General features: G+C 69.1%; 14 protein-coding genes, 1 tRNA gene and 1 pseudogene. 14 read left to right on the top strand and 2 right to left on the bottom strand.

Annotation, left to right across the window (positions count from 1 at the left end; translation table 11 throughout):
- Window positions 1-128: 128 nt before the first annotated feature.
- The 7 genes and pseudogenes from ssd to ACFWPJ_RS00750 all read left to right on the top strand — a co-directional run bounded on the left by ssd (window position 129) and on the right by ACFWPJ_RS00750 (window position 6,155).
- Window positions 129-1,226: a septum site-determining protein Ssd gene (gene ssd, locus ACFWPJ_RS00780; protein WP_378845602.1), complete on the top strand. Its 1,098-nt coding sequence runs from the start codon at window positions 129-131 to the stop codon at window positions 1,224-1,226.
- Window positions 1,223-2,409 (top strand): annotated as a pseudogene (locus ACFWPJ_RS00775) (TadA family conjugal transfer-associated ATPase). The gene ssd and the pseudogene ACFWPJ_RS00775 overlap by 4 nt, the downstream one beginning before the upstream one ends.
- Before the next feature lie 675 nt (window positions 2,410-3,084).
- Window positions 3,085-3,873 carry a type II secretion system F family protein gene (locus ACFWPJ_RS00770; RefSeq protein ID WP_378845600.1) on the top strand — a complete coding sequence of 263 codons (789 nt, stop codon included), beginning with the start codon at window positions 3,085-3,087 and terminating at the stop codon, window positions 3,871-3,873.
- Window positions 3,874-4,498: 625 nt separating this feature from the next.
- Window positions 4,499-5,143: a type II secretion system F family protein gene (locus ACFWPJ_RS00765; protein WP_378845598.1), complete on the top strand. Its 645-nt coding sequence runs from the start codon at window positions 4,499-4,501 to the stop codon at window positions 5,141-5,143.
- A gap of 72 nt (window positions 5,144-5,215) precedes the next feature.
- Window positions 5,216-5,425 (top strand): DUF4244 domain-containing protein, encoded by a 210-nt coding sequence (locus ACFWPJ_RS00760; RefSeq protein ID WP_378845597.1) that lies wholly within the window; start codon window positions 5,216-5,218, stop codon window positions 5,423-5,425.
- A gap of 41 nt (window positions 5,426-5,466) precedes the next feature.
- Entirely contained in the window at window positions 5,467-5,781 is a 315-nt protein-coding gene (locus ACFWPJ_RS00755) for a TadE family type IV pilus minor pilin (RefSeq protein ID WP_378845595.1), read from the top strand.
- Window positions 5,778-6,155 carry an Rv3654c family TadE-like protein gene (locus tag ACFWPJ_RS00750; RefSeq protein ID WP_378845593.1) on the top strand — a complete coding sequence of 126 codons (378 nt, stop codon included), beginning with the start codon at window positions 5,778-5,780 and terminating at the stop codon, window positions 6,153-6,155. Before ACFWPJ_RS00755 ends, ACFWPJ_RS00750 begins: the two co-directional genes overlap by 4 nt.
- 299 nt (window positions 6,156-6,454) lie before the next feature.
- Here ACFWPJ_RS00750 and ACFWPJ_RS00745 read toward each other — a convergent pair whose 3' ends face one another.
- Window positions 6,455-8,845 (bottom strand): DEAD/DEAH box helicase, encoded by a 2,391-nt coding sequence (locus tag ACFWPJ_RS00745; RefSeq protein WP_378845591.1) that lies wholly within the window; start codon window positions 8,843-8,845, stop codon window positions 6,455-6,457.
- Between the two features lie 433 nt (window positions 8,846-9,278).
- On the opposite strand from ACFWPJ_RS00745, the gene ACFWPJ_RS00740 reads away from it, so the two are divergent.
- The 7 genes from ACFWPJ_RS00740 (at window position 9,279) to ACFWPJ_RS00710 (ending at window position 17,470) form a co-directional block, all read left to right on the top strand.
- Window positions 9,279-9,485, top strand: a complete 207-nt coding sequence (locus ACFWPJ_RS00740) for a cold-shock protein (protein ID WP_019044597.1) — start codon at window positions 9,279-9,281, stop codon at window positions 9,483-9,485.
- 310 nt (window positions 9,486-9,795) lie between these two features.
- Complete coding sequence (topA, locus tag ACFWPJ_RS00735) at window positions 9,796-12,678, top strand: type I DNA topoisomerase (RefSeq protein ID WP_378845608.1); 2,883 nt, start codon at window positions 9,796-9,798, stop codon at window positions 12,676-12,678.
- A gap of 270 nt (window positions 12,679-12,948) precedes the next feature.
- On the top strand, window positions 12,949-14,148 hold the full coding sequence (locus tag ACFWPJ_RS00730) for a DNA polymerase III subunit delta' (protein WP_378845590.1): 1,200 nt from the start codon (window positions 12,949-12,951) through the stop codon (window positions 14,146-14,148).
- Between the two features lie 424 nt (window positions 14,149-14,572).
- Window positions 14,573-14,648: transfer RNA gene (locus ACFWPJ_RS00725), tRNA-Thr, on the top strand.
- A gap of 383 nt (window positions 14,649-15,031) precedes the next feature.
- A complete protein-coding gene (locus ACFWPJ_RS00720) occupies window positions 15,032-15,379 on the top strand; it encodes a hypothetical protein (RefSeq protein ID WP_378845588.1) in 348 nt (115 codons plus the stop codon).
- A 144-nt stretch (window positions 15,380-15,523) separates the two neighbouring features.
- Window positions 15,524-16,102 (top strand): ArsR/SmtB family transcription factor, encoded by a 579-nt coding sequence (locus tag ACFWPJ_RS00715; protein ID WP_378845586.1) that lies wholly within the window; start codon window positions 15,524-15,526, stop codon window positions 16,100-16,102.
- A gap of 3 nt (window positions 16,103-16,105) precedes the next feature.
- Complete coding sequence (locus ACFWPJ_RS00710; RefSeq protein WP_378845584.1) at window positions 16,106-17,470, top strand: alpha/beta hydrolase family protein; 1,365 nt, start codon at window positions 16,106-16,108, stop codon at window positions 17,468-17,470.
- A 182-nt stretch (window positions 17,471-17,652) separates the two neighbouring features.
- On the opposite strand, the gene ACFWPJ_RS00705 is transcribed toward ACFWPJ_RS00710, so the two are convergent.
- A complete protein-coding gene (locus ACFWPJ_RS00705) occupies window positions 17,653-18,705 on the bottom strand; it encodes an alpha/beta fold hydrolase (RefSeq protein ID WP_378845583.1) in 1,053 nt (350 codons plus the stop codon).
- Window positions 18,706-18,741 lie beyond the last annotated feature (36 nt).

The following is an 18,741-nucleotide window of genomic DNA, read 5'->3' as shown; positions in this document are numbered from 1 at the left end:
GCCTCCCCCCCGGCTGGGGCCGTCCTCTATTTCCGGGTAGGTCGAGAAAGTTCTCCACACCCCCGAGTTATCCACAATCGGCTTTCGCCGTCTTTTTGCTCGCTCGCGATTCGTTCACGCTGAGCTGCATGAACCTCCTCGCCGCACCACCCGCAGTCGGCCTCGCTCCCGCGCTGGTACTCGTGCGCGACCATCGCCTGCGCGCCGAAGTACGCCGGGTCGCGGCGGCTGCGGAACGCGCGACCGACGAGCGGACCATGCCGGTCGGCAGGCACGCGTGGTCGGGCGCGGGCATGGTGATCCTCGACACGGCGGCGGCTATGGCAGCCGCCGCCGAGGGCTGTCCGCGGCGTCCGGGGATCGTGCTCGTCACCGAGGGGGAACCCGCGGTGCCCGACTGGCAGGCGGCCACCGCCGTCGGCGCTGAGCGGGTCGTCGCGTTGCCTGCCTGCGCGGTCGAACTGGTCGAGCAGTTCGCCGAGCATGCCGAATCCCGGACAGGGGAGGGCGTGGTCGTCGCGGTCGCCGGTGCGGGCGGTGGTGCGGGTGCGTCGACACTCGCCGCTGCCATCGCCTTACGCGCGGCCGCGCGACGGTCGAGACCCGACACCGTGCTCATCGACGGTGCGCCGCTCGACGGTGGAATCGACCTGGTGCTCGGGATGGAGAATGTCCCCGGGCTGCGCTGGCCGGACCTGGTGATCGAGGACGGCCGGGTCTCCGCGACGGCGCTGCACAACGCACTGCCCGCTGCCGCTGCCGGGCTCGCGGTGTTGTCCTGTGGGCGGCACGGCGCGGGGCGATCACCGGCCGAGCTGACGCCGGCTGCGGTCCGTGCTGTCATCGAATCCGGCAGGGCGGCAGGTGATCTGGTCGTCTGCGATGTGTCCGCTGAGCGCGGCCCGGCGGCCGATGTGATGGTCGACGCCGCTGATCTGGTGGTCCTGGTCGTCCCCGCCCGGCTGCGCGCTGTCGCCGCCGCCGAGGTGGTGGCCGCCTATCTGGGCGAGCGAAACCCCAACCGCGGCTTGGTTGTTCGCGGTCCGGCGCCCGGTGGGTTGCGAGGTGCTGAAGTGGCCGAGGTGCTCGGGCTGCCGCTGCTGGCCGCGGTGCGCGGGCAGTCAGGGCTGGCGGCGCGACTCGAACGCGGTGGGCTGAGCGTGCGCAGGCGCGGGCCGCTGCGCGACGCGGCTGACGCGGTGCTGTCGATAGTGGGTGCGCGATGACCACATTCGTCACCGTCGACCTGCTCGAACGGGTCCGCGAACGGCTCGCCGAGCACGCGGGCGTGCCCGATGCGGCGCAGCTGGCCGCCGCGATCCGGGCCGAAGCCGGTGGCGTGCTCGCCGACACCGACTTGCTGCGGGCGCTGCGTCTGCTGCAGACCGAGATGACCGGTGCGGGTCTGCTCGAGCCGCTGCTGCACGATCCCCAGGTCGCCGATGTGCTCGTCACCGGCCCCGACGCGGTATGGATCGACCGTGGTCATGGGCTCGAGAAGACCGACCTCCGCTTCGCCGACGAGGCCGCGGTCCGCAGACTCGCCCAGCGGCTCGCTCTCGCCGCCGGACGCAGGCTCGACGACGCCCAACCCTGGGTCGACGGCAAGCTCACCGGCACCGAAGCGACTCTCGGCGATGCCTTCGGTGTCCGCCTGCACGCGGTCCTGGCGCCAGTCGCCCACGACGGGACCTGCCTGTCTCTTCGCGTGCTCCGCCCGGCCACCCAGGGCCTGAGCGCCCTGGCAGCCGCAGGCTCGGTGCCACCTGCCGCACTCCGGCTACTGACCGACATCGTCCGCGCCCGACTGGCCTTCCTCGTCGTCGGCGGTACCGGCGCGGGCAAGACCACCCTGCTTTCCGCGCTCCTCGCCGCCGTAGACCCGGCCGAACGGATCATCTGCGTCGAGGACGCGGCCGAACTCGCCCCCGTTCATCCCCATGTGGTGCGGCTGGTCGCACGCACCGCCAACGTCGAGGGCGTCGGCGCGGTCACCGTGCGCGACCTGGTCCGCCAGGCACTGCGCATGCGCCCCGACCGCATCGTCGTCGGCGAGGTCCGCGGCGCCGAGGTCGTCGACCTGCTCACCGCCCTCAACACCGGCCACGACGGTGGCGCCGGCACCGTCCACGCCAACTCCCCCCAAGAAGTCCCCGCCCGTCTAGAAGCCCTCGCTGCCCTCGGCGGCATGGACCGCGCCGCGCCGCCCTGCACAGCCAACTCGCCGCCGCCGTCCAAGTGGTCCTCCACGTCCACCGCCGATCCGACGGCACCCGCGGCCTCCACGAGATCGGCGTCCTCGAACGCGACGCCGCCGGCATCCGCATCACCCCCGCCTGGTGCTCCGACAACCTGCCCACCCCCGGCGCAGCCGAACTGAAGCGACTGATCGAGGTGCGACTCGGATGAAAACCACAGGAGCGGGCGCATGGCCGATCCGCGGCAACAGCGCATCCCCACAGGTCGGCGACCTGCGTTCGGCTGGGAGCCCCGAGACGACTGGATCACCTGGCGCAAGCGCCGGTGTGTCACCAGTACGCGGAGGCGATGCGTACCCGCAGGTCGGCGCTCGCGCGGCGAGGAGCCGCAAATCGGCAGGCTCGCCTGGTGCGGGCGCGGGTGGGATTCGATCGGTTCGACTGCGCAGCTGGTTGACGCGAGTGGTTCGGATGGCGACCGGGGTGCAACTGCGGGATCGGTTCGCGACCGATGGTCAACGGTCGGGCGGCGAACGATGGCAATCGCCAAGGGTGGGATCGAGCGGGTGCTCTTGCACGGTGGTGCCCGTCGAGGGGACTTCGCGAGTCGGGGTGTCCACGATCAGCAGCGCGGCGCCGGTGTCGTTACTCGGCACCGCGGGCGATAGGCCGGATCGCATGTGCGGTCCTGGTTTCGATGTGGCGTTCGCTGCTGTGGATGCGGCGCTACCCAGTGACCTTGCGCTCGTGGCGGAATCGGTCGTGGCCGCAGCGTCGGCGGTTTCCCTGCCACGGACAGTGGTGCCGACTCCCGCATCGACAGCCGGTCCGGAATCACCGCGAAATATTCTGCGGCACACCACTACTAGACGGCACGGGGGTGGCGATGGCGATCGGACTGCTCTGTTGCGCGGTGGCGGTGCTGATGCTGCCCGCTGCGGGCGATCGGCGGCGCTTTCGGCGGCTGTTCGATGCGGGCAGTGTGCGTGCGGCGAGACGGATTCCTGTGGAGTGGTGTGCAGGAATCGGACTGGCGTGCACGGCCTTCGCGTTCGGGGTCGGGACGGGACTGGCGGCGCTCATGGTGGGCGTCACCGTCGCGGTGCGGAATCGGCGCGGTCGTGGTGAGCGGGCCCGTCGAGCGGAGTGCGGTCACCTGTTGGCCGGGCTCGAGGCCGTCGTCGGTGAACTGCGGGTGGGCGCGCATCCGAGTGCGGCGGCGGAGGCCGCGGCAGCCGAGTCGCGGGGAGAGGCGGCACGGGTGCTCGGAATCAGCGCGGGCCGCAGCAGACTCGGCGGCTCCGGCGCCGACGGCTGGCTCCACCCGGATTCGATTGTCGCCGAAGAACTGTCGAGAATCGCCGTCGCCTGGCGGGTCGCCGAAGAACACGGCCTCGCTCTCGCCGAGCTACTGGCAGCGGCGCGAACCGACCTCCTTGGCCGCATCCGCTTCCGCGACCGAACCGAAGCGGCACTGGCAGGAGCCCGCTCCTCGGCCACCGTCCTGGCCGGCCTCCCACTGGTAGGCATCGGCCTCGGCCAGCTGATGGGCGCAGCTCCCCTGGAAGTGCTCTTCAGCTCACCCGCCGGCGAACTTCTCCTACCGCTAGGCGCAGCCCTCGCCTGCTGTGGATTGCTGTGGACAGATGTGATCACCCGCCGCGGAACGGATTGACCGGTGGCGTCCGGTGTCGTCCCTCGGGTTTACACACTGTCGACGACGGTGTGCACAACCAGCGGGGCACTGTCGAGATGGGGCACGATCGAGCTGCGGTGTGATCGCCGGCCCACGGCGTTGCTGTCGGTGAGTTCGCAGTCTCGGTGTGCAACCCGAAATGCGTATCGCAGAGCCGTGATCGGGGATGGCAACAAGGTCGAGGCGATTCCGGACACGACAGACTCCGCCAAGTACTGACCGCGAAGCCGCACGTGAGCACGGCGGACGCGGGGCTGGGCTCGATACGCAGGACTCCTGAGGTGAACATCGTTGCGGCGCAAGTCGGTCCAGTCGCTCGGGGGATGCCTGGGGACCAGGTCGCGGAGTCGCCGGGCTTGTTCGGTAGGCCGCTCGAGCTGAACATCGGTGCGGCACAGGTAGGCCAGGCCGGCCCGTGGGTGGCCTGCGGACCAGCCCGCCGGAGCGGTCCATGCGCTCATAGAAGGGGCCGTACAGGTTGGTGACGAAGTGTTTCGCGTCTTCCGGTCTGAGGACGCTTCAGATTTGGCGGTGGAGATCGCAATGCACTGCACGCCAGCGAGATCGGCGCAGGCGTCGAAGGTCTGGATTGATCGAAAACGTCATGGGAGGGATTGCTGTGCAGGACATGGTGGGTGCGCCGTCGCCTGTCGCGCTGCTGGTCGCGGCGATGGCCGTCGTAGTGCTGCCGGGGCGGGTGGCGGTGAGTCGGCGGATGCGGGCGCTGGGCCGGTCGCCGACGGCCGCGCCGGAGGCAGGGAGCGGGTCGGCGAAGGCGGACCCGCTCGGGTCGGCATCGGCATTCGATCTGCTGGCCGCTTGTCTGCGCGCGGGGCTGTCGATGGCCGCGGCCGCGCGGGCCAGTGCGGGGACGGCACCTCCGGTGTTGCGGGCCTCGCTGCTGCGCGCCGCCGATCTGCTGGCGCTCGGCGCTGATGCGGCGACGGCCTGGGAGCGTGCCGCGGCGGACGCGGTCGGGTCGGCGGGTGCGGAGGAGGTCGAGTCGCTGGCCAGGATGGCGCGGCGCTCGGCGCGTTCGGGCTCCTCGTTGGCCGCGGCCGTCGGCGAACTGGCGGACCAGCGTCGGGAAGCCGTGGAAGACGCGGCCGTCGCGCGCGCCGAACGCGCGGGCGTGCTGATCGGCGGGCCACTCGGCCTGTGCTTCCTGCCTGCCTTCGTGTGCCTCGGCATCGTCCCGGTCGTGATCGGCCTGGCGGATCGGGTCCTCGGCGACGGCGGACTGCTGTGACCGGCCTCGGCGAGGCCGGCGAATCGTCACCGCGCGGATCGGCCGTGTGGTGTGGAAGGAGAGGGGATCACGATGACGTTCGTACGCGCCGTATATATAGGGGCGAAGACACGGCTCACGCGCCTGCTGATCGACGACGACGGCATGTCCACCGCGGAGTACGCGATCGGCACCATCGCGGCCGCGGCGTTCGGTGCGGTGCTCTACGGGGTGGTGACGGGGGACAGCATCGTCAACGCGCTGACCCAGATCATCGACAAGGCGCTCAACACGAGCGTGTAAAGCTTTGCGGCACAGGTCGTCTCGCTGACGACGCGGGTGCGGTGACGGTCGAGGCCGCCATCGCCCTCGCCGCACTGGTGTGTGCGGTGGTGTTGTGTATCGGTGCGCTGCTGGCCGCGTCGACCCAGGTCCGCTGTGTCGACGCGGCTCGCGAGGCGGCCCGGCTGGCCGCTCGGGGCGACACGGCTCACGCTGTCGCCGCGGCCAAGTCTGTCGCGCCGCCCGGTGCGGTGATCGATGTCCGCAGTGCGGGCGATCGGGTGGTGGCCGCCGTCGCCGCGGGCACACCGCTGCTTCCCGGACTCAGGGTGCGTGCCGAGGCGGTCGCGATCGCCGAGCCCGGGGTCGGTCGATGACCGGCTCGGTGGCGCGGCGGCTCGCCCGGGACGGCGGCGGTGCGACGGCGTTCGCGTGCTTGGCGCTGGCCGGGCTGATCGCACTGACCATGCTGATCGGTCAGGTGGGTGTGGTGACGGTCGCCCGGCATCGGGCACAGGCCGCGGCCGACCTCGGCGCGCTTGGCGCCGCGAGTGTGTTGGCCGAAGGGGCCGAGGTGGCGTGTGCCGAGGCAGGGGAGGTCGCGCGGCGGATGGGCGTGCGCGTGCGGCGGTGTTCGGTAGCGCAGTGGGACGTCGTGGTCGCGGTGGAGGCAAATGCGTCATTCGGAGTGTTCGGTGTGCGCACGGTCTCCGCTGCTGCTCGAGCGGGTCCGGTGGATGAGAGTGGGTGACACAGAAGTGTTATCACTGGTCGGTGGATGTTCCGCGCCGGACTAATGCGGAATTCACCGGAAATCATTCTCCGAATTCTCCTGCACATTGTTTTAGGAGGGGAGAACTAAATGAAAAGAATGATGTGGCCAACTCGTTCGCGCGCGTCGGCAATGGGTCAGTTAACAGAAGAGTCGTCCTTTTTATTCCCGGAGCGGTCGGTCGCGGACCCGTCGGTGCTGGTCAACGCAAATATGGTCGAGCGACCAGCATTCTTGCAGTGAGGTATAGCGCCGGTCACACCACCGCCGCGGCGGCATCACGGAACAGGCGCCGGGCTCGGCTGGGCACGCAACTCGCCCAAAACGGCGACCAGTAGCCGCGCCGCGGCGTCCTTGTCCAGTGGGTTGTTCCCGTTTCCGCACTTGGGTGACTGCACGCACGAGGGACACCCGTCCTGGCACCCACAGCTGCGGATGACGCTGAGCGTGGCGGCCAGCCATTCCGCGAGCTGGGCGAAGCCGCGCTCGGCGAAGCCGGCGCCCCCGGGCTGGCCGTCGTAGACGAACACGGTCGGCGCGCCGGTGTCGGGATGCTCGGCGATGGAGACACCGCCGATGTCCCAGCGGTCGCACCCGGCGACCAGGGGCAGCATGCCGATTGCGGCGTGTTCGGCGGCATGTAGAGCGCCTGGGAGTTCATCTTCGGAGATTCCCGCGGCGGCGAGCAGGTGGGGCGTAACGGTGTAGAGGACGGCCTTGGTGTGCAGAGTCTGGGCGGGCAGGTCGAGTTCGACCTGGTCGAGCACTTCGCCGGTGACCAGGGTGCGCAGGTAGCCGACCACCTGATTGGTGACCGCGACCTGCGCGGATGCGGTGGTGACGGCCCCGAAGACGCGCTCCTCGGTCACCGCTTCGATGGTGATCGAGGTGACCTGGCGGGCGCTGGTGGTGAAGCCCGGGTCCACCTCGTTGACGAAGGCGACACCACCGTCGAGGTCGAGTTCGTCGACCAGATAGGTCTCGCCCTGATGCAGGTGCACGGCCCCTTCGTGCAGGGTGGCGGGCGCCCGGCCCGCGTCGGCGGTACCGAGCAGCCGTCCGGATTCGGCGTCGACGATGGCGACCGGCGTGCCGAGCCCGCCACGCACGTCGACGGCGTCGTGGGGATGGGTGTGTGCGGTGACATGCCAGCGTGCTGGTGCGCCGCGTGTGCCGGGCCTGCGCCGGATCAGTCCCTGTTCGGCCAGGTCGGCGAGCACTTCGCCGGCCCGGAGCTCGGTCACCTCGTCGTCGGTGAGCGGCAGTTCCATGGCGGCGCAGAGCAGCTGCGGCCCCAGTACATAGGGGTTGTAGGGGTCGGTGATGGTCGCCTCGATCGGCCGGTCGAGCAGCGCGGCGGGGTGGTGCACCAGGTAGGTGTCGAGCGGATCGTCGGTCGCCACCAGCACGACGAGCGCGCCCTGCAGCCGTCTTCCCGCGCGCCCGGCCTGCTGCCAGAAGGAGGCGACGGTGCCAGGGAAACCGGCGATGACCACGGCATCGAGACCGGCGATGTCGACGCCGAGTTCGAGCGCATTGGTACTGGCCGCGCCGAGCAGCGTGCCCTCCGACAGTGACTGTTCGAGCTCGCGCCGGTCCTCCGCCAGGTAGCCGGCACGGTAAGCGGCGACCCGTTCCCGCAGCTCAGGTGCTCTTTCGGCGAGCACGCGGCGGGCGTCGAGCGCGATCAGTTCGGCCCCGCGGCGGGAGCGGACGAAGGTCAGCGTGCGTGCGCCCTCGGCCACCAGGCTCGCCATGATCTTGGCCGCCTCTTCGGTCGCGGTGCGCCGCACGGGCGCGCCGTTCTCCCCGGTCAGCGCCGTACTCAGCGGCGGCTCCCACAGCGCGACGGTCCTGGCGCCGCGGGGCGACGCATCCGCGGTGACGGCGGTGACCGGTGCGCCGATCAGCCTGCTCGCCGAGGCGGCGGGGTCGGCGCTGGTGGCCGAGCAGAGGATGAACACCGGGTCGGCGCCGTAGAACGCGGCGAGTCTGCGCAGCCTGCGCAGCACGAGGGCGACGTGCGATCCGAACACGCCCCGGTAGGAGTGGCATTCGTCGACCACCACATAGCGAAGGTTGCGCAGCACCCGCGCCCAGCGCTGATGCGACCGCAGCATCCCGACGTGCAGCATGTCGGGATTGGTGAATATCCAGCGTGCGTTGGCCCGCACCCACTGCCTGACCTCGGCGGGAGTATCGCCGTCGTAGCCGGCCGGATGGGCCTCACGCAGGGGATTGTCGTGGATCAGGCCGCCGACGGCGCGTAACTGATCGGCGCCGAGCGCCTTGGTGGGAGACAGGTACAGCGCGGTCGCGCGCCGGTCCTCGTGCAGGGCGGTGAGCACCGGCAATTGGTAGCCCAGGGATTTGCCGGACGCGGTCCCGGTGCTCACGACGACGTGCTTCCCGTCGACCGCGAGACCCGCCGTCGAGGTCTGGTGCTCCCACGGCCGCTCGATCCCGGTCGAGGCCAGGGCTGTGACCAGCTCCGATGGCACCCACGTCGGCCAATCCGTGGTGCGCGCTCGCTGGGCTGGGAGCTCGGCGACATGGGTCAACGGGGTGCCGCCGGCAGCCGCCTCTACCAGGACACGATTCAGCAACGATCGACCGTAGCTCTCGCCCGCGACCGGCGCTCGGACCTCGGTCCGCTCTGTCGGATTCATCCCAGAGTCCTCTCGCGCCACGCCGGAAGTGTGAAACGTGTGTGTGCGACAAGCACTACCTGCGATTTCGTAACCCAATAGCGACCTGGGTCACAGCATGTTTGCTGGAAGCCCTCCCGGTTATCGTGAAGCAAACAGACTGAAAGTACGGATTCACCCAATCGGTCCCTCACCTGCGCATTCGCAAGATCAAGAATTTTGCAAATTGTCGGTAACTCGACTGTTGAATTGCTCAGAGACATGGTTCACTGGGTCCTGGTCGCAAGCTTCTGTGTTCGAGGGACGGATCGAAAGTCCAACCATCAGCAGGATCGATGTTGCGAACGCCGTGCTCAGGCTTTCCTTGCAGGGGGACCCACAGTACAGCGGTCGGAACGGACCCGGTGGACGAACCCAGTTGTCCGCCGTTCCGGTAAGAAAGAGAAGGAACAGAATGGCACAGGGAACTGTGAAGTGGTTCAACGCGGAGAAGGGGTTCGGCTTCATCGCGCCCGAGGACGGCTCCGCTGACGTCTTCGTCCACTACTCGGAGATCCAGGGCACGGGCTTCCGTACCCTCGAGGAGAACCAGAAGGTCGAGTTCGAGGTCGGCCAGGGCACCAAGGGCCCGCAGGCCACCGGCGTTCGCGCGCTCTCCTGAGCTGCGAATCGAATCAACGCCCGTCCCCCATCTCCTGCGCGGAGGTGGGGGACGAGCCATTTCCGGGTAAAGTCGCCCGGAACCTCGCAGCTCGAGAGTGCTGCGAACCCGCGTCGCCAGCTGCCATGAACGCAGCTACCCAAGTGCGCAGGGTATAAACGTCACTGGTGGCGATGTCCGAACGTCGCGCCGTCTGCCCCAGCCGCGCACCGAGCGGACCTCCCGACGCGCGGATCTAGAAGGAAGGTGTTCGCCGGTGGCAACACGAGACCGCAGTTCAGCCGACCAGGGGCGTCCCCTGCGTCGTCTCGTGATCGTCGAGTCCCCGACGAAGGCCCGCAAGATCGCGCCGTACCTGGGCCGTAACTACACGGTCGAGGCGTCGGTGGGTCATATCCGTGACTTGCCGCGTGGCGCCGCCGACGTGCCCGCCAAGTACAAGGGGCAGTCCTGGGCGCGTCTCGGCGTCGACGTCGATCACGACTTCGAACCGATCTATGTGGTCAGCCCGGACAAAAAGGCCAAGGTCTCCGAGCTCAAGAGCCTGCTGGCCGACGCCGACGAGCTCTATCTCGCCACCGACCCCGACCGCGAGGGCGAGGCGATCGCCTGGCATCTGCTCGAGACGCTCAAGCCGAAGGTCCCGGTCCGCCGGATGGTCTTCCACGAGATCACCGAGCCCGCCATTCTCGCCGCCGCCGCCGACACGCGCGAACTCGACATCGATCTGGTCGACGCCCAGGAAACCCGCCGCATCCTGGACCGCCTCTACGGCTACGAAGTCAGCCCGGTGCTGTGGAAGAAGGTCATGCCGCGCCTGTCGGCGGGTCGCGTGCAGTCCGTCGCCACCCGCGTCATCGTGCAGCGTGAGCGCGAGCGCATGGCGTTCCGTTCCGCGGAGTACTGGGACATCGCCGCCAAGCTCGACGCCGGCATCGACGAGAACTCCGATTCGACCAACCCGCGCACGTTCGGCGCGCGCCTGGTCCAGGTCCAGGGCGACCGGGTCGCGTCCGGCCGTGACTTCGGCTCCGACGGTCAGCTCAAGTCGGCCTCCGGTGTCGTCGTGCTCGACGAGGCCTATGCGCGCAGGCTGGCCGAGGCGCTCGACGGCGCCGACCTGATGGTCTCCTCCGCCGAGGCCAAGCCGTACTCGCGCAAGCCGTATCCGCCGTTCATGACCTCGACGCTGCAGCAGGAGGCTGGCCGCAAGCTGCGCTTCACCTCCGAGCGCACGATGCGGGTCGCCCAGCGGCTGTACGAAAACGGCTACATCACCTACATGCGAACCGACTCGACCACGCTGTCGGAGTCGGCCATCGCCGCCGCGCGTTCGCAGGCCACCCAGCTCTACGGCGCGGAGTACGTCTCGCCGACGCCGCGGCAATACACCCGCAAGGTCAAGAACGCGCAGGAAGCACACGAGGCGATCCGCCCGTCGGGTGACACGTTCATCACCCCCGGCCAGCTGGCATCCAAGGTCGATCAGGACGAGTTCCGGCTCTACGAGCTGATCTGGCAGCGCACCGTCGCCTCGCAGATGGCCGACGCGCGCGGCACCACACTGACCCTGCGCATCACCGGCACCGCCCGGACCGGCGAGGAGTGCGTGTTCTCTTCCTCGGGCCGCACGATCACCTTCCCCGGCTTCCTCAAGGCCTACGTCGAGAGTGTCGACGAGGAAGCGGGCGGTCAGTCCGACGACGCCGAATCCCGTTTGCCCGCACTGGAAGAGGGCCAGGGCGTCACCGCCGTCGAGCTGACTCCCGACGGGCACAGCACGAATCCGCCCGCGCGCTACACCGAAGCCTCGCTGATCAAGACGCTCGAGGAACTCGGCATCGGCCGCCCGTCGACGTACTCCTCGATCATCAAGACCATTCTCGATCGCGGGTACGTCTACAAGCGTGGTAGTGCGCTGGTGCCGTCGTGGGTGGCGTTCGCGGTGGTCGGTCTGCTCGAGGCGTACTTCGGCCGGCTGGTCGACTTCGACTTCACCGCCGCGATGGAGGACGACCTCGACGCGATCGCCGGCGGCCGCGAGCAGCGCGGAAACTGGTTGTCCAGCTTCTACTTCGGTGGCGATCACGGCGCCGAGGGTTCGGTGGCGCGCTCGGGTGGCCTGAAGAAGATGGTCGGCGAGCAGCTCGACGACATCGACGCCCGCGAAGTGAACTCGATCAAGATGTTCGTCGACGAACAGGGCCGCGATGTCGTGGTTCGCGTCGGCCGGTTCGGTCCGTACCTGGAGCGGATGATCGTCAATCCCGATGACCCGGACGGTGATCCGGTGTCGCAGCGGGCGAACCTGCCCGACGATCTGCCGCCGGACGAGCTGACGCCGGAGGTGGCCGAGAAGCTGTTCTCGACGCCGCAGGAGGGTCGTGCGCTCGGCGTCGATCCGGTGTCGGGTCACGAAATCGTCGCCAAGGAAGGACGTTTCGGCCCGTACGTCACCGAGATCCTGCCCGAGCCGCCCGCTCCCGACCCGGCCGCGCCGCCTGCGAAGAAGACCGCCAAGAAGGCTGCCGAGGTCAAGCCGCGCACCGGCTCGCTGTTCAAGTCGATGGATCTGGCGACGATCACCCTCGACGACGCGCTCAAGCTGCTGTCGCTGCCCCGCGTGGTCGGCAACGACCCGGCCTCGGGTGAGGAGATCACCGCCCAGAACGGCCGCTACGGCCCGTACCTGAAGAAGGGCACCGACTCCCGGTCGCTGGCGACCGAGGATCAGCTGTTCACCGTCACCCTCGACGAGGCGCTCAAGCTCTACGCCGAGCCGAAGCGGCGTGGTCGGCAGGCTGCCAGCGCGGCTCCGCTGCGCGAGCTGGGCAACGACTCGGCCACGAACAAGCCGATGGTGATCAAGGACGGCCGGTTCGGTCCGTACGTCACCGACGGTGAGACCAACGCGAGCCTGCGCAAGGGCGACGAGGTCGAGTCGATCACCGACGAGCGCGCCTCCGAGCTGTTGGCCGATCGCCGGGCGCGTGGGCCGGTGAAGAAGGCGGCGAAGAAGACGCCCGCGAAGAAGGCGGCCAAGAAGGCGCCGGCGAAGAAGACGGCGGCCAAGTCGACGGCGACCAAGACGGCCACCAAGACCGCGGTGAAGAAGACCGCAGCGAAGAAGGCCCCGGCCAAGAAGGCTCCTGCGAAGAAGGCAGCGAAAAGCGTTGGCGGCGAAGAGGGCTGACAGATGGCATCCTCGGCGCTGTGACGAAGTCCGCCGACTGCGCTGAGCATTCACTAGAGGCTGCGATGGTTCAGATTTCGACCGATCGGCGGATAGCGAACGTTCAGCGCGGTGGTCGATGGGATCTGTCGGATGGTGGCGCGGCTCGCCGAGCGCATCGGTCGGTCCACTACCGACCAAGGGCAGTGGCGCCGGGTGAGAACTTCGCCCGGGCCGGTGGCCCAACCCCGTCAGGCGAAGCTGTCGTAGTGCGCGGCTAGGGTGTCTCCCGTGGCAGGTGTCTTCGATCGACTGGTCGGCCAGGACGTGGTCGAGACCGAGCTGACCGCTGCCGCCACGGCGGCGCGGGCAGGCGTCGTCACCGGGGCGATGACGCATTCGTGGCTGTTCACGGGTCCGCCCGGTTCCGGGCGGTCGGTCGCCGCGCTGTGTTTCGCCGCGGCCCTGCAATGCACCGACCCCGATATCGTCGGCTGCGGTCGGTGCCACGCCTGCACCACCACGATGGCCGGTACGCACGGCGACGTGCGCCGGATCATCCCCGAGGGCCTGAGCATCAGCACCAAGGAGATGCGCGCGATCGTGCAGATCGCCTCCCGGCGGCCGAGTACCGGGCGCTGGCAGATCGTGGTGGTCGAGGACGCCGACCGGCTCACCGAGGGCGCGGCCAACGCCCTGCTCAAGGTGGTCGAGGAGCCGCCGGACCGCACCGTGTTCCTCCTGTGCGCGCCGACGGTCGACCCCGAAGACATCTCCGTCACCCTGCGCTCCCGGTGCAGGCACGTGCACCTGGTGACACCCACCGTCCCCGCCATCGCGCAGGTGCTGCGCGAGCGCGACCAGCTCGACCCGAAAACCGCCGACTGGGCGGCCGCGGTGAGCGGCGGCCATGTCGGCCGCGCGCGTCGCCTGGCCACCGACGAGGACGCCCGCAAGCGACGCCAGCGCGCACTCGCCCTGGTCGGAGCGACGGAACGGCCCGGCGCCGCCTACGCCGCCGCCGACGAGCTGGTGAAATCCGCCGACGACGAAGCCAAGCTGATGAGCGCCGAACGCGACGACCGCGAACGCGACGAACTGGCCACCGCCCTCGGCGCGGGCGGCACCGGCAAGGGCGCCGCCTCGGCCACCCGCGGCTCGGCGGGTGTGCTCAAGGACCTCGAACGCCGCCAGAAGTCCCGCGCCACCCGCACCGGCCGCGACGCACTCGACCGCGCCCTCATCGACGTCGCAGGCATGTACCGCGACGCCCTCGCGATGCGCTTCGCCGGCCGCGGCGCCACCATCACCCTCACCCACCCCGACATGGCCGACGAGATCACCGAACTCGCGTCCAACGTCCGCCCCGAAGGCCTGCTCCGCAGCATCGACGCCGTCCTGCACTGCCGGGAAGCACTGGACCTCAACGTAAAACCCCGCTTCGCCGTCGCCGCCATGGTCGCCACCCTGATCGCCGCCCGCTCCACCTGACCACCCGTTTTTCGCGTTCTGCCCGCTCCACGACAGACCCCTGGCCGAAGGGCACGCCGCCTCAGCTCAGCCGGTAGAGCGCTGCCGGACCAGTGACGATGTGCAGCGGGACATGCTTGAGATCGATCGGCTGAAAACGAGCCGATCTTGTCGGCCAGTTCTCCCGACCAGGGAGATACCCCAACCGGCACCACCGTGGTGCAGTCGACCGTCGCGCCCGCTGCTGGTCATCGCGGCCGGCGCCGACCGCGCCACCGTCGGGCTACCCGTTCCAGTCGTCCTGTTGACTGTCGATCGAGATAGGAACCGGTGGTTCCAGGTGTCGATCAGTCGGAACGCCGTGTGGCCTGCTGATCGAGCTGCGGTGACCTGCTGTTTTCGTGTTCCGACCCCGAGGCGATAGACTCGCACCGCCGAAAGGTACGCCGCCTTAGCTCAGTCGGTAGAGCGCTTCACTCGTAATGAAAAGGTCGGGGGTTCGATTCCCCCAGGCGGCTCCAGCTCAGAGGCCCTTTCCGGTTCGCCGGGGAGGGCCTTTGTCGTTTTGGTTGACAAAGGCGCGGCCTCCGCCGCTGGTCGTCCCCCGATCGTCGCGGTGGGACATCACTTCGGCCCGGCGAACGGCACGAACTTCGGCCAGGACGCCGAGCAGGGCGAAACCGCCCAGCCAGGACGACGCCGCGTGAGGCCGATGGGTCAAACGGCCTCGAGCTACGACGATCCCGGCGAGCTGGTCGCCGCCTACGCGGCCGCCCTCGGCGGCCTCGATCTCCGAGGGATCTCCCTGATCTCGAATGCATGGTGGGACAGAGAGATTCGATCGTGGCCGGGACGGTAGTTCTGGGGGACGACAGTGTTCGCGAATCTTTGTAGCATCGGGTTCATGAAGCGTGAAAGCATGTCTTTCGTCGGCGCTGTGGCCATCGCCGCTGCGGTAGTTGGTGCCCCCTCGGCCGCTGCTTTTCCTCTTCCGCTGCCTACCGGGTCCACGATGCCGCTGCCGACCGGGTCGTCGGAGGGTCAATGGGCGATCATCGACGGTAGGGGGATGATCGAGAACCTGGACCGATGCTGGGCGAGCGGCTTCCCGCGCGACGTGACCTACGAGAATCGAAGCGACCGAACGCTTCTGGTGTTCTCGACGCCGGACTGCACGGGGACGCCGGTGGCGACGGTGGCGCCTCGCAGCATCGCTAATTACTACAGCTGGTCGATGGTCGCCGCCAGGTAGCGGCAACAACGTGGAAGGCCCTTTCCGGGATTCCGGGAAGGGCCTTTTGCTCTGTGCGGGGCCGCCGAGGGGTGAGCAGACGGTTTTGCGTTAGTTGCACAATTATCTTTGCATGGAGTTCTTTGCAAAGGGTACTGTGCAAGTATGGCCAACGAGGTACCACCCAGGGAGATCACCGACCCCGCCGCTCTCCGCGCGCTCGCACACCCTCTCCGGCAGCGCATCCTGCGCGCACTCGCCGAGAAGGGCCCGGCGACGGCGACGGCGCTGGGTGCCCAGCTAGGCCAGAACACCGGCGCGACCAGCTATCACCTGCGTCAGCTCGCCGAGCACGGCTTCATCGAGGAGGCGCCCGAGCTGGCCAAGGGGAAGGAGCGGTGGTGGCGATCGCCGCCGAAGGATCTGCGGTACCGGATGGAGAAGGATCAGTCGCCGGAGATGCGGGAGCTGCTGGAAGGACTTGTCGCACAGCACATCACCGATGACGTCGAGATGTTCCAGCGATTCCGGGCCGAGCGCGCCGAGCTGGGTGAGTGGGCCGACGTGATGCCGTTCTCGCGCGGCGCGATCTACGCGACCCGGGAGGAACTCGACGCCTTCTGCGAGGAGTATCTCGCCCTGCTCAAACGCTTCCAGGCGACGCACGCCGAGGGCAGGCCGGGGGCGCGCCGGGTACTCACCCGATTCATCGCCTTCCCGGCGCCGGGGATGAACGGCGAGTAGATCATGCTTTCTCGAATTGCGCTGGCCGCCACCATGTTCGCCGCATTGCTGATCGGTGCTCCGCTCGCGCACGCGCACGACCTGACCGCCACCGACATCACCTTCACCCGCTCCGACGGGACGACGACAACCGGCACGATTCACGCACCCGCCGGCGCCACCGGCAGGCCTGGCATCGTGCTCGTCCACGGCTCGGGCACCGCCCGCAGCCCTCAATATGCCCAGGTCGCTGAAGCTCTGGCTCGGCAGGGCATCATCGCGCTGCACTACGAGAAGCGCACCGAGGACTACACCCCCGCCCACCGCGATTTCTCCCTGCTCGCCGACGACGCGCTGGCAGGCATTGCCGCACTGCGGAATCGGCCCGAGGTGAACCCCGCGCAGGTCGGGCTCTGGGGGCTCTCGGAAGGCGGCTGGGTCGCCCCGCTCGCCACCTCCCGGTCGGCCGATGTCGCCTTCCTGATCACCATCGGCGCCAACTCCGGCGCACCCGCGGCGCAGCAGACCTGGGCCAACGAGACCAGATTCGCGGCGGCGGGCGTCCGCGGATCGATGATCGATGTGCTGGCGCGCAACGGAATCCGGCAGATCGCGGGTGCGGGTCAGTTCGCCCAAGCCGACTACGATCCGCTGCCGGTGCTGGCCCGGATCGAGCAGCCGGTACTCGCGATCTGGGGCGACAAGGACCGGCTGACCCCGCCGGGCGACAGCCTGCGCGGCTTCCAGGAGGCCTTCGATCGCGTGGGCAAGACGAACTACAGCCTGCGCACCCTGCCGAACGCCCAGCACGGAGGTTTCACGACGACCGACGGATTCGACAAGGGCGAGGAGCTGGCTCCCGGCTACGCCCAGCTGATGGGCAACTGGGTGAACGGGCTGCCGGGGTCCGCTGCCGGCCAGGCGGATAAACCTGCGGTGCAAGGCCATTCGGTGTCACCGCTGGTCTCGCTGGCGTGGTGGGAGTCGACCGCCGCGCAGCTGGCGCTACTGGCGGGAACCCTGCTCGCCCTCGCCGGTTACGCGCTGACCGGCCTGGCCAGGGCTTGGCGCCTGCCGAATGCGCTGCCCGCGCGAATACTGGTGGTGGCAGCGGGAATCGGCATCGTCGGCGCGGTCGCGCAGCTCTTATTCGTCGCCTCGACCCGGGCGACCTCGTTCGGCCCATTGCTGTTCGGGCGCACCCTGTCCTGGGTCGCGCTGCAGCTGGTCGCGGTGTGTGCGGTGGTCGCGCTCGGTTTCGTCGTCGCCCGTCGGGGGCGGATGCTCGACGGCGCGGGCACGGGCGCGCGAACCCGCTGGGCACTGGTGGTCTGCGGCGGCATCGGATTCACGCTGTGGTCGCTGTACTGGGGACTACTGCTGCCATGAGAAACGAGAAGGCCCCGAAGAGTGTGCAGCCATGTCGCGCACGGCCGGGGCCACCTTCCGCTGCCGCGCCCTGGGTGAGCGTCCCCTGAGGCACGAGAAAGGCCCCCGACCTGGGTAGTCGGGGGCCTCGAGATGCTCCTGAGCCGATCGCCGTTGACCGGGCTCAGGAGAACCGACTCGGGTCAGCGGGCGGCGACGTTGCGGCGGGTGGCCCGAGAGTTGGTGGCGGAAAGCAGGATCTGGTGCAGGATGGCGTCGAAGGCGACGCTGTCCTCGATATTGCCGAGGTGACCGTGCGGCAGCACGTGCACATCGGCCAGGTGGCCGGTGCGGCGCAGGATGTCGACGATCGGGCGGGACATGCGCTGCGGGAGCAGCCGGTCCTTGGCGCCCGCGATCACGGTCGTCGGCACGGTCAGGTTGGCGGTGCCCGCCGACAGATCCATGTCGGCCATCGCGGCGGCGTGGCGGCCGCGCGCGAGCGGACGGCAGGAGCGGATGATGCCGACCGCGAAGTCGACCTCGTCGTCCGAGGCCTCCGGGGTCATGATGCGGTTGCGGAACACCTGCTCGGTGAACCAGCCGCCGGGGATCGGCAGCGGCGCGAACAGCAGCGACTCGCTGACCGGCTGCGGCATCCGGACCGGAGCGCCGAGGACGGTGACGGGGTATTCGGCGAGGGTGAGCTGCTTGTTCAGCAGCGGCAGCAGATCGGTTTCCTCGCGGATGCCGCCGTTGGCGGTATTGGCAAGCAGCACGGCGGCGGCGCGCTCGGTTACCTGCTCGGGGTGGTGCTTGGCCCAGGCCTGGATGGTGAGACCACCCATGCTGTGCCCGGCCAGGACGGCCTTCTCGTCCGGACGCAGCGTCGCGTCCAGGACGGTGGCGAGGTCGTCGGCCAGGGTGTGCTCGCTGGGGGCGACGGTGCCGAGGGTGGATTCGCCGTGTCCGCGCTGGTCGTAGCTGACCACGCGGTACTCGCCGGCGAAGGCGCTGATCTGCGGGTTCCAGTATTCGATGCTGCACGCCCAGCCGTGGATGAGAACCAGGGTGGGGGCGGTGTCGGGACCGTAGACGTGGACCCTGAGGTCGGCACCGTCGGCGGTGGTCACCGGGACGACCCGGTGCGCGACGGCGGGGGTGTTGAGTTTCGCTGTCGCGAAACTGCGGGTACGCAGCCCGGAACGGAACTGCGCGGTCAGTGCGCCTACCGTCATCATCGACTTCGCAAGCATGTCGGCACTCCTTTGTGTCGTAGGCCACCGTACAGT

This window comes from Nocardia sp. NPDC058497 (genome assembly GCF_042720195.1).
Taxonomy (GTDB): Bacteria; Actinomycetota; Actinomycetes; order Mycobacteriales; family Mycobacteriaceae; genus Nocardia.
The sequence above is the reverse complement of the archived record's forward strand: the minus strand, read 5'-3'. Positions and strand labels throughout refer to the sequence as shown.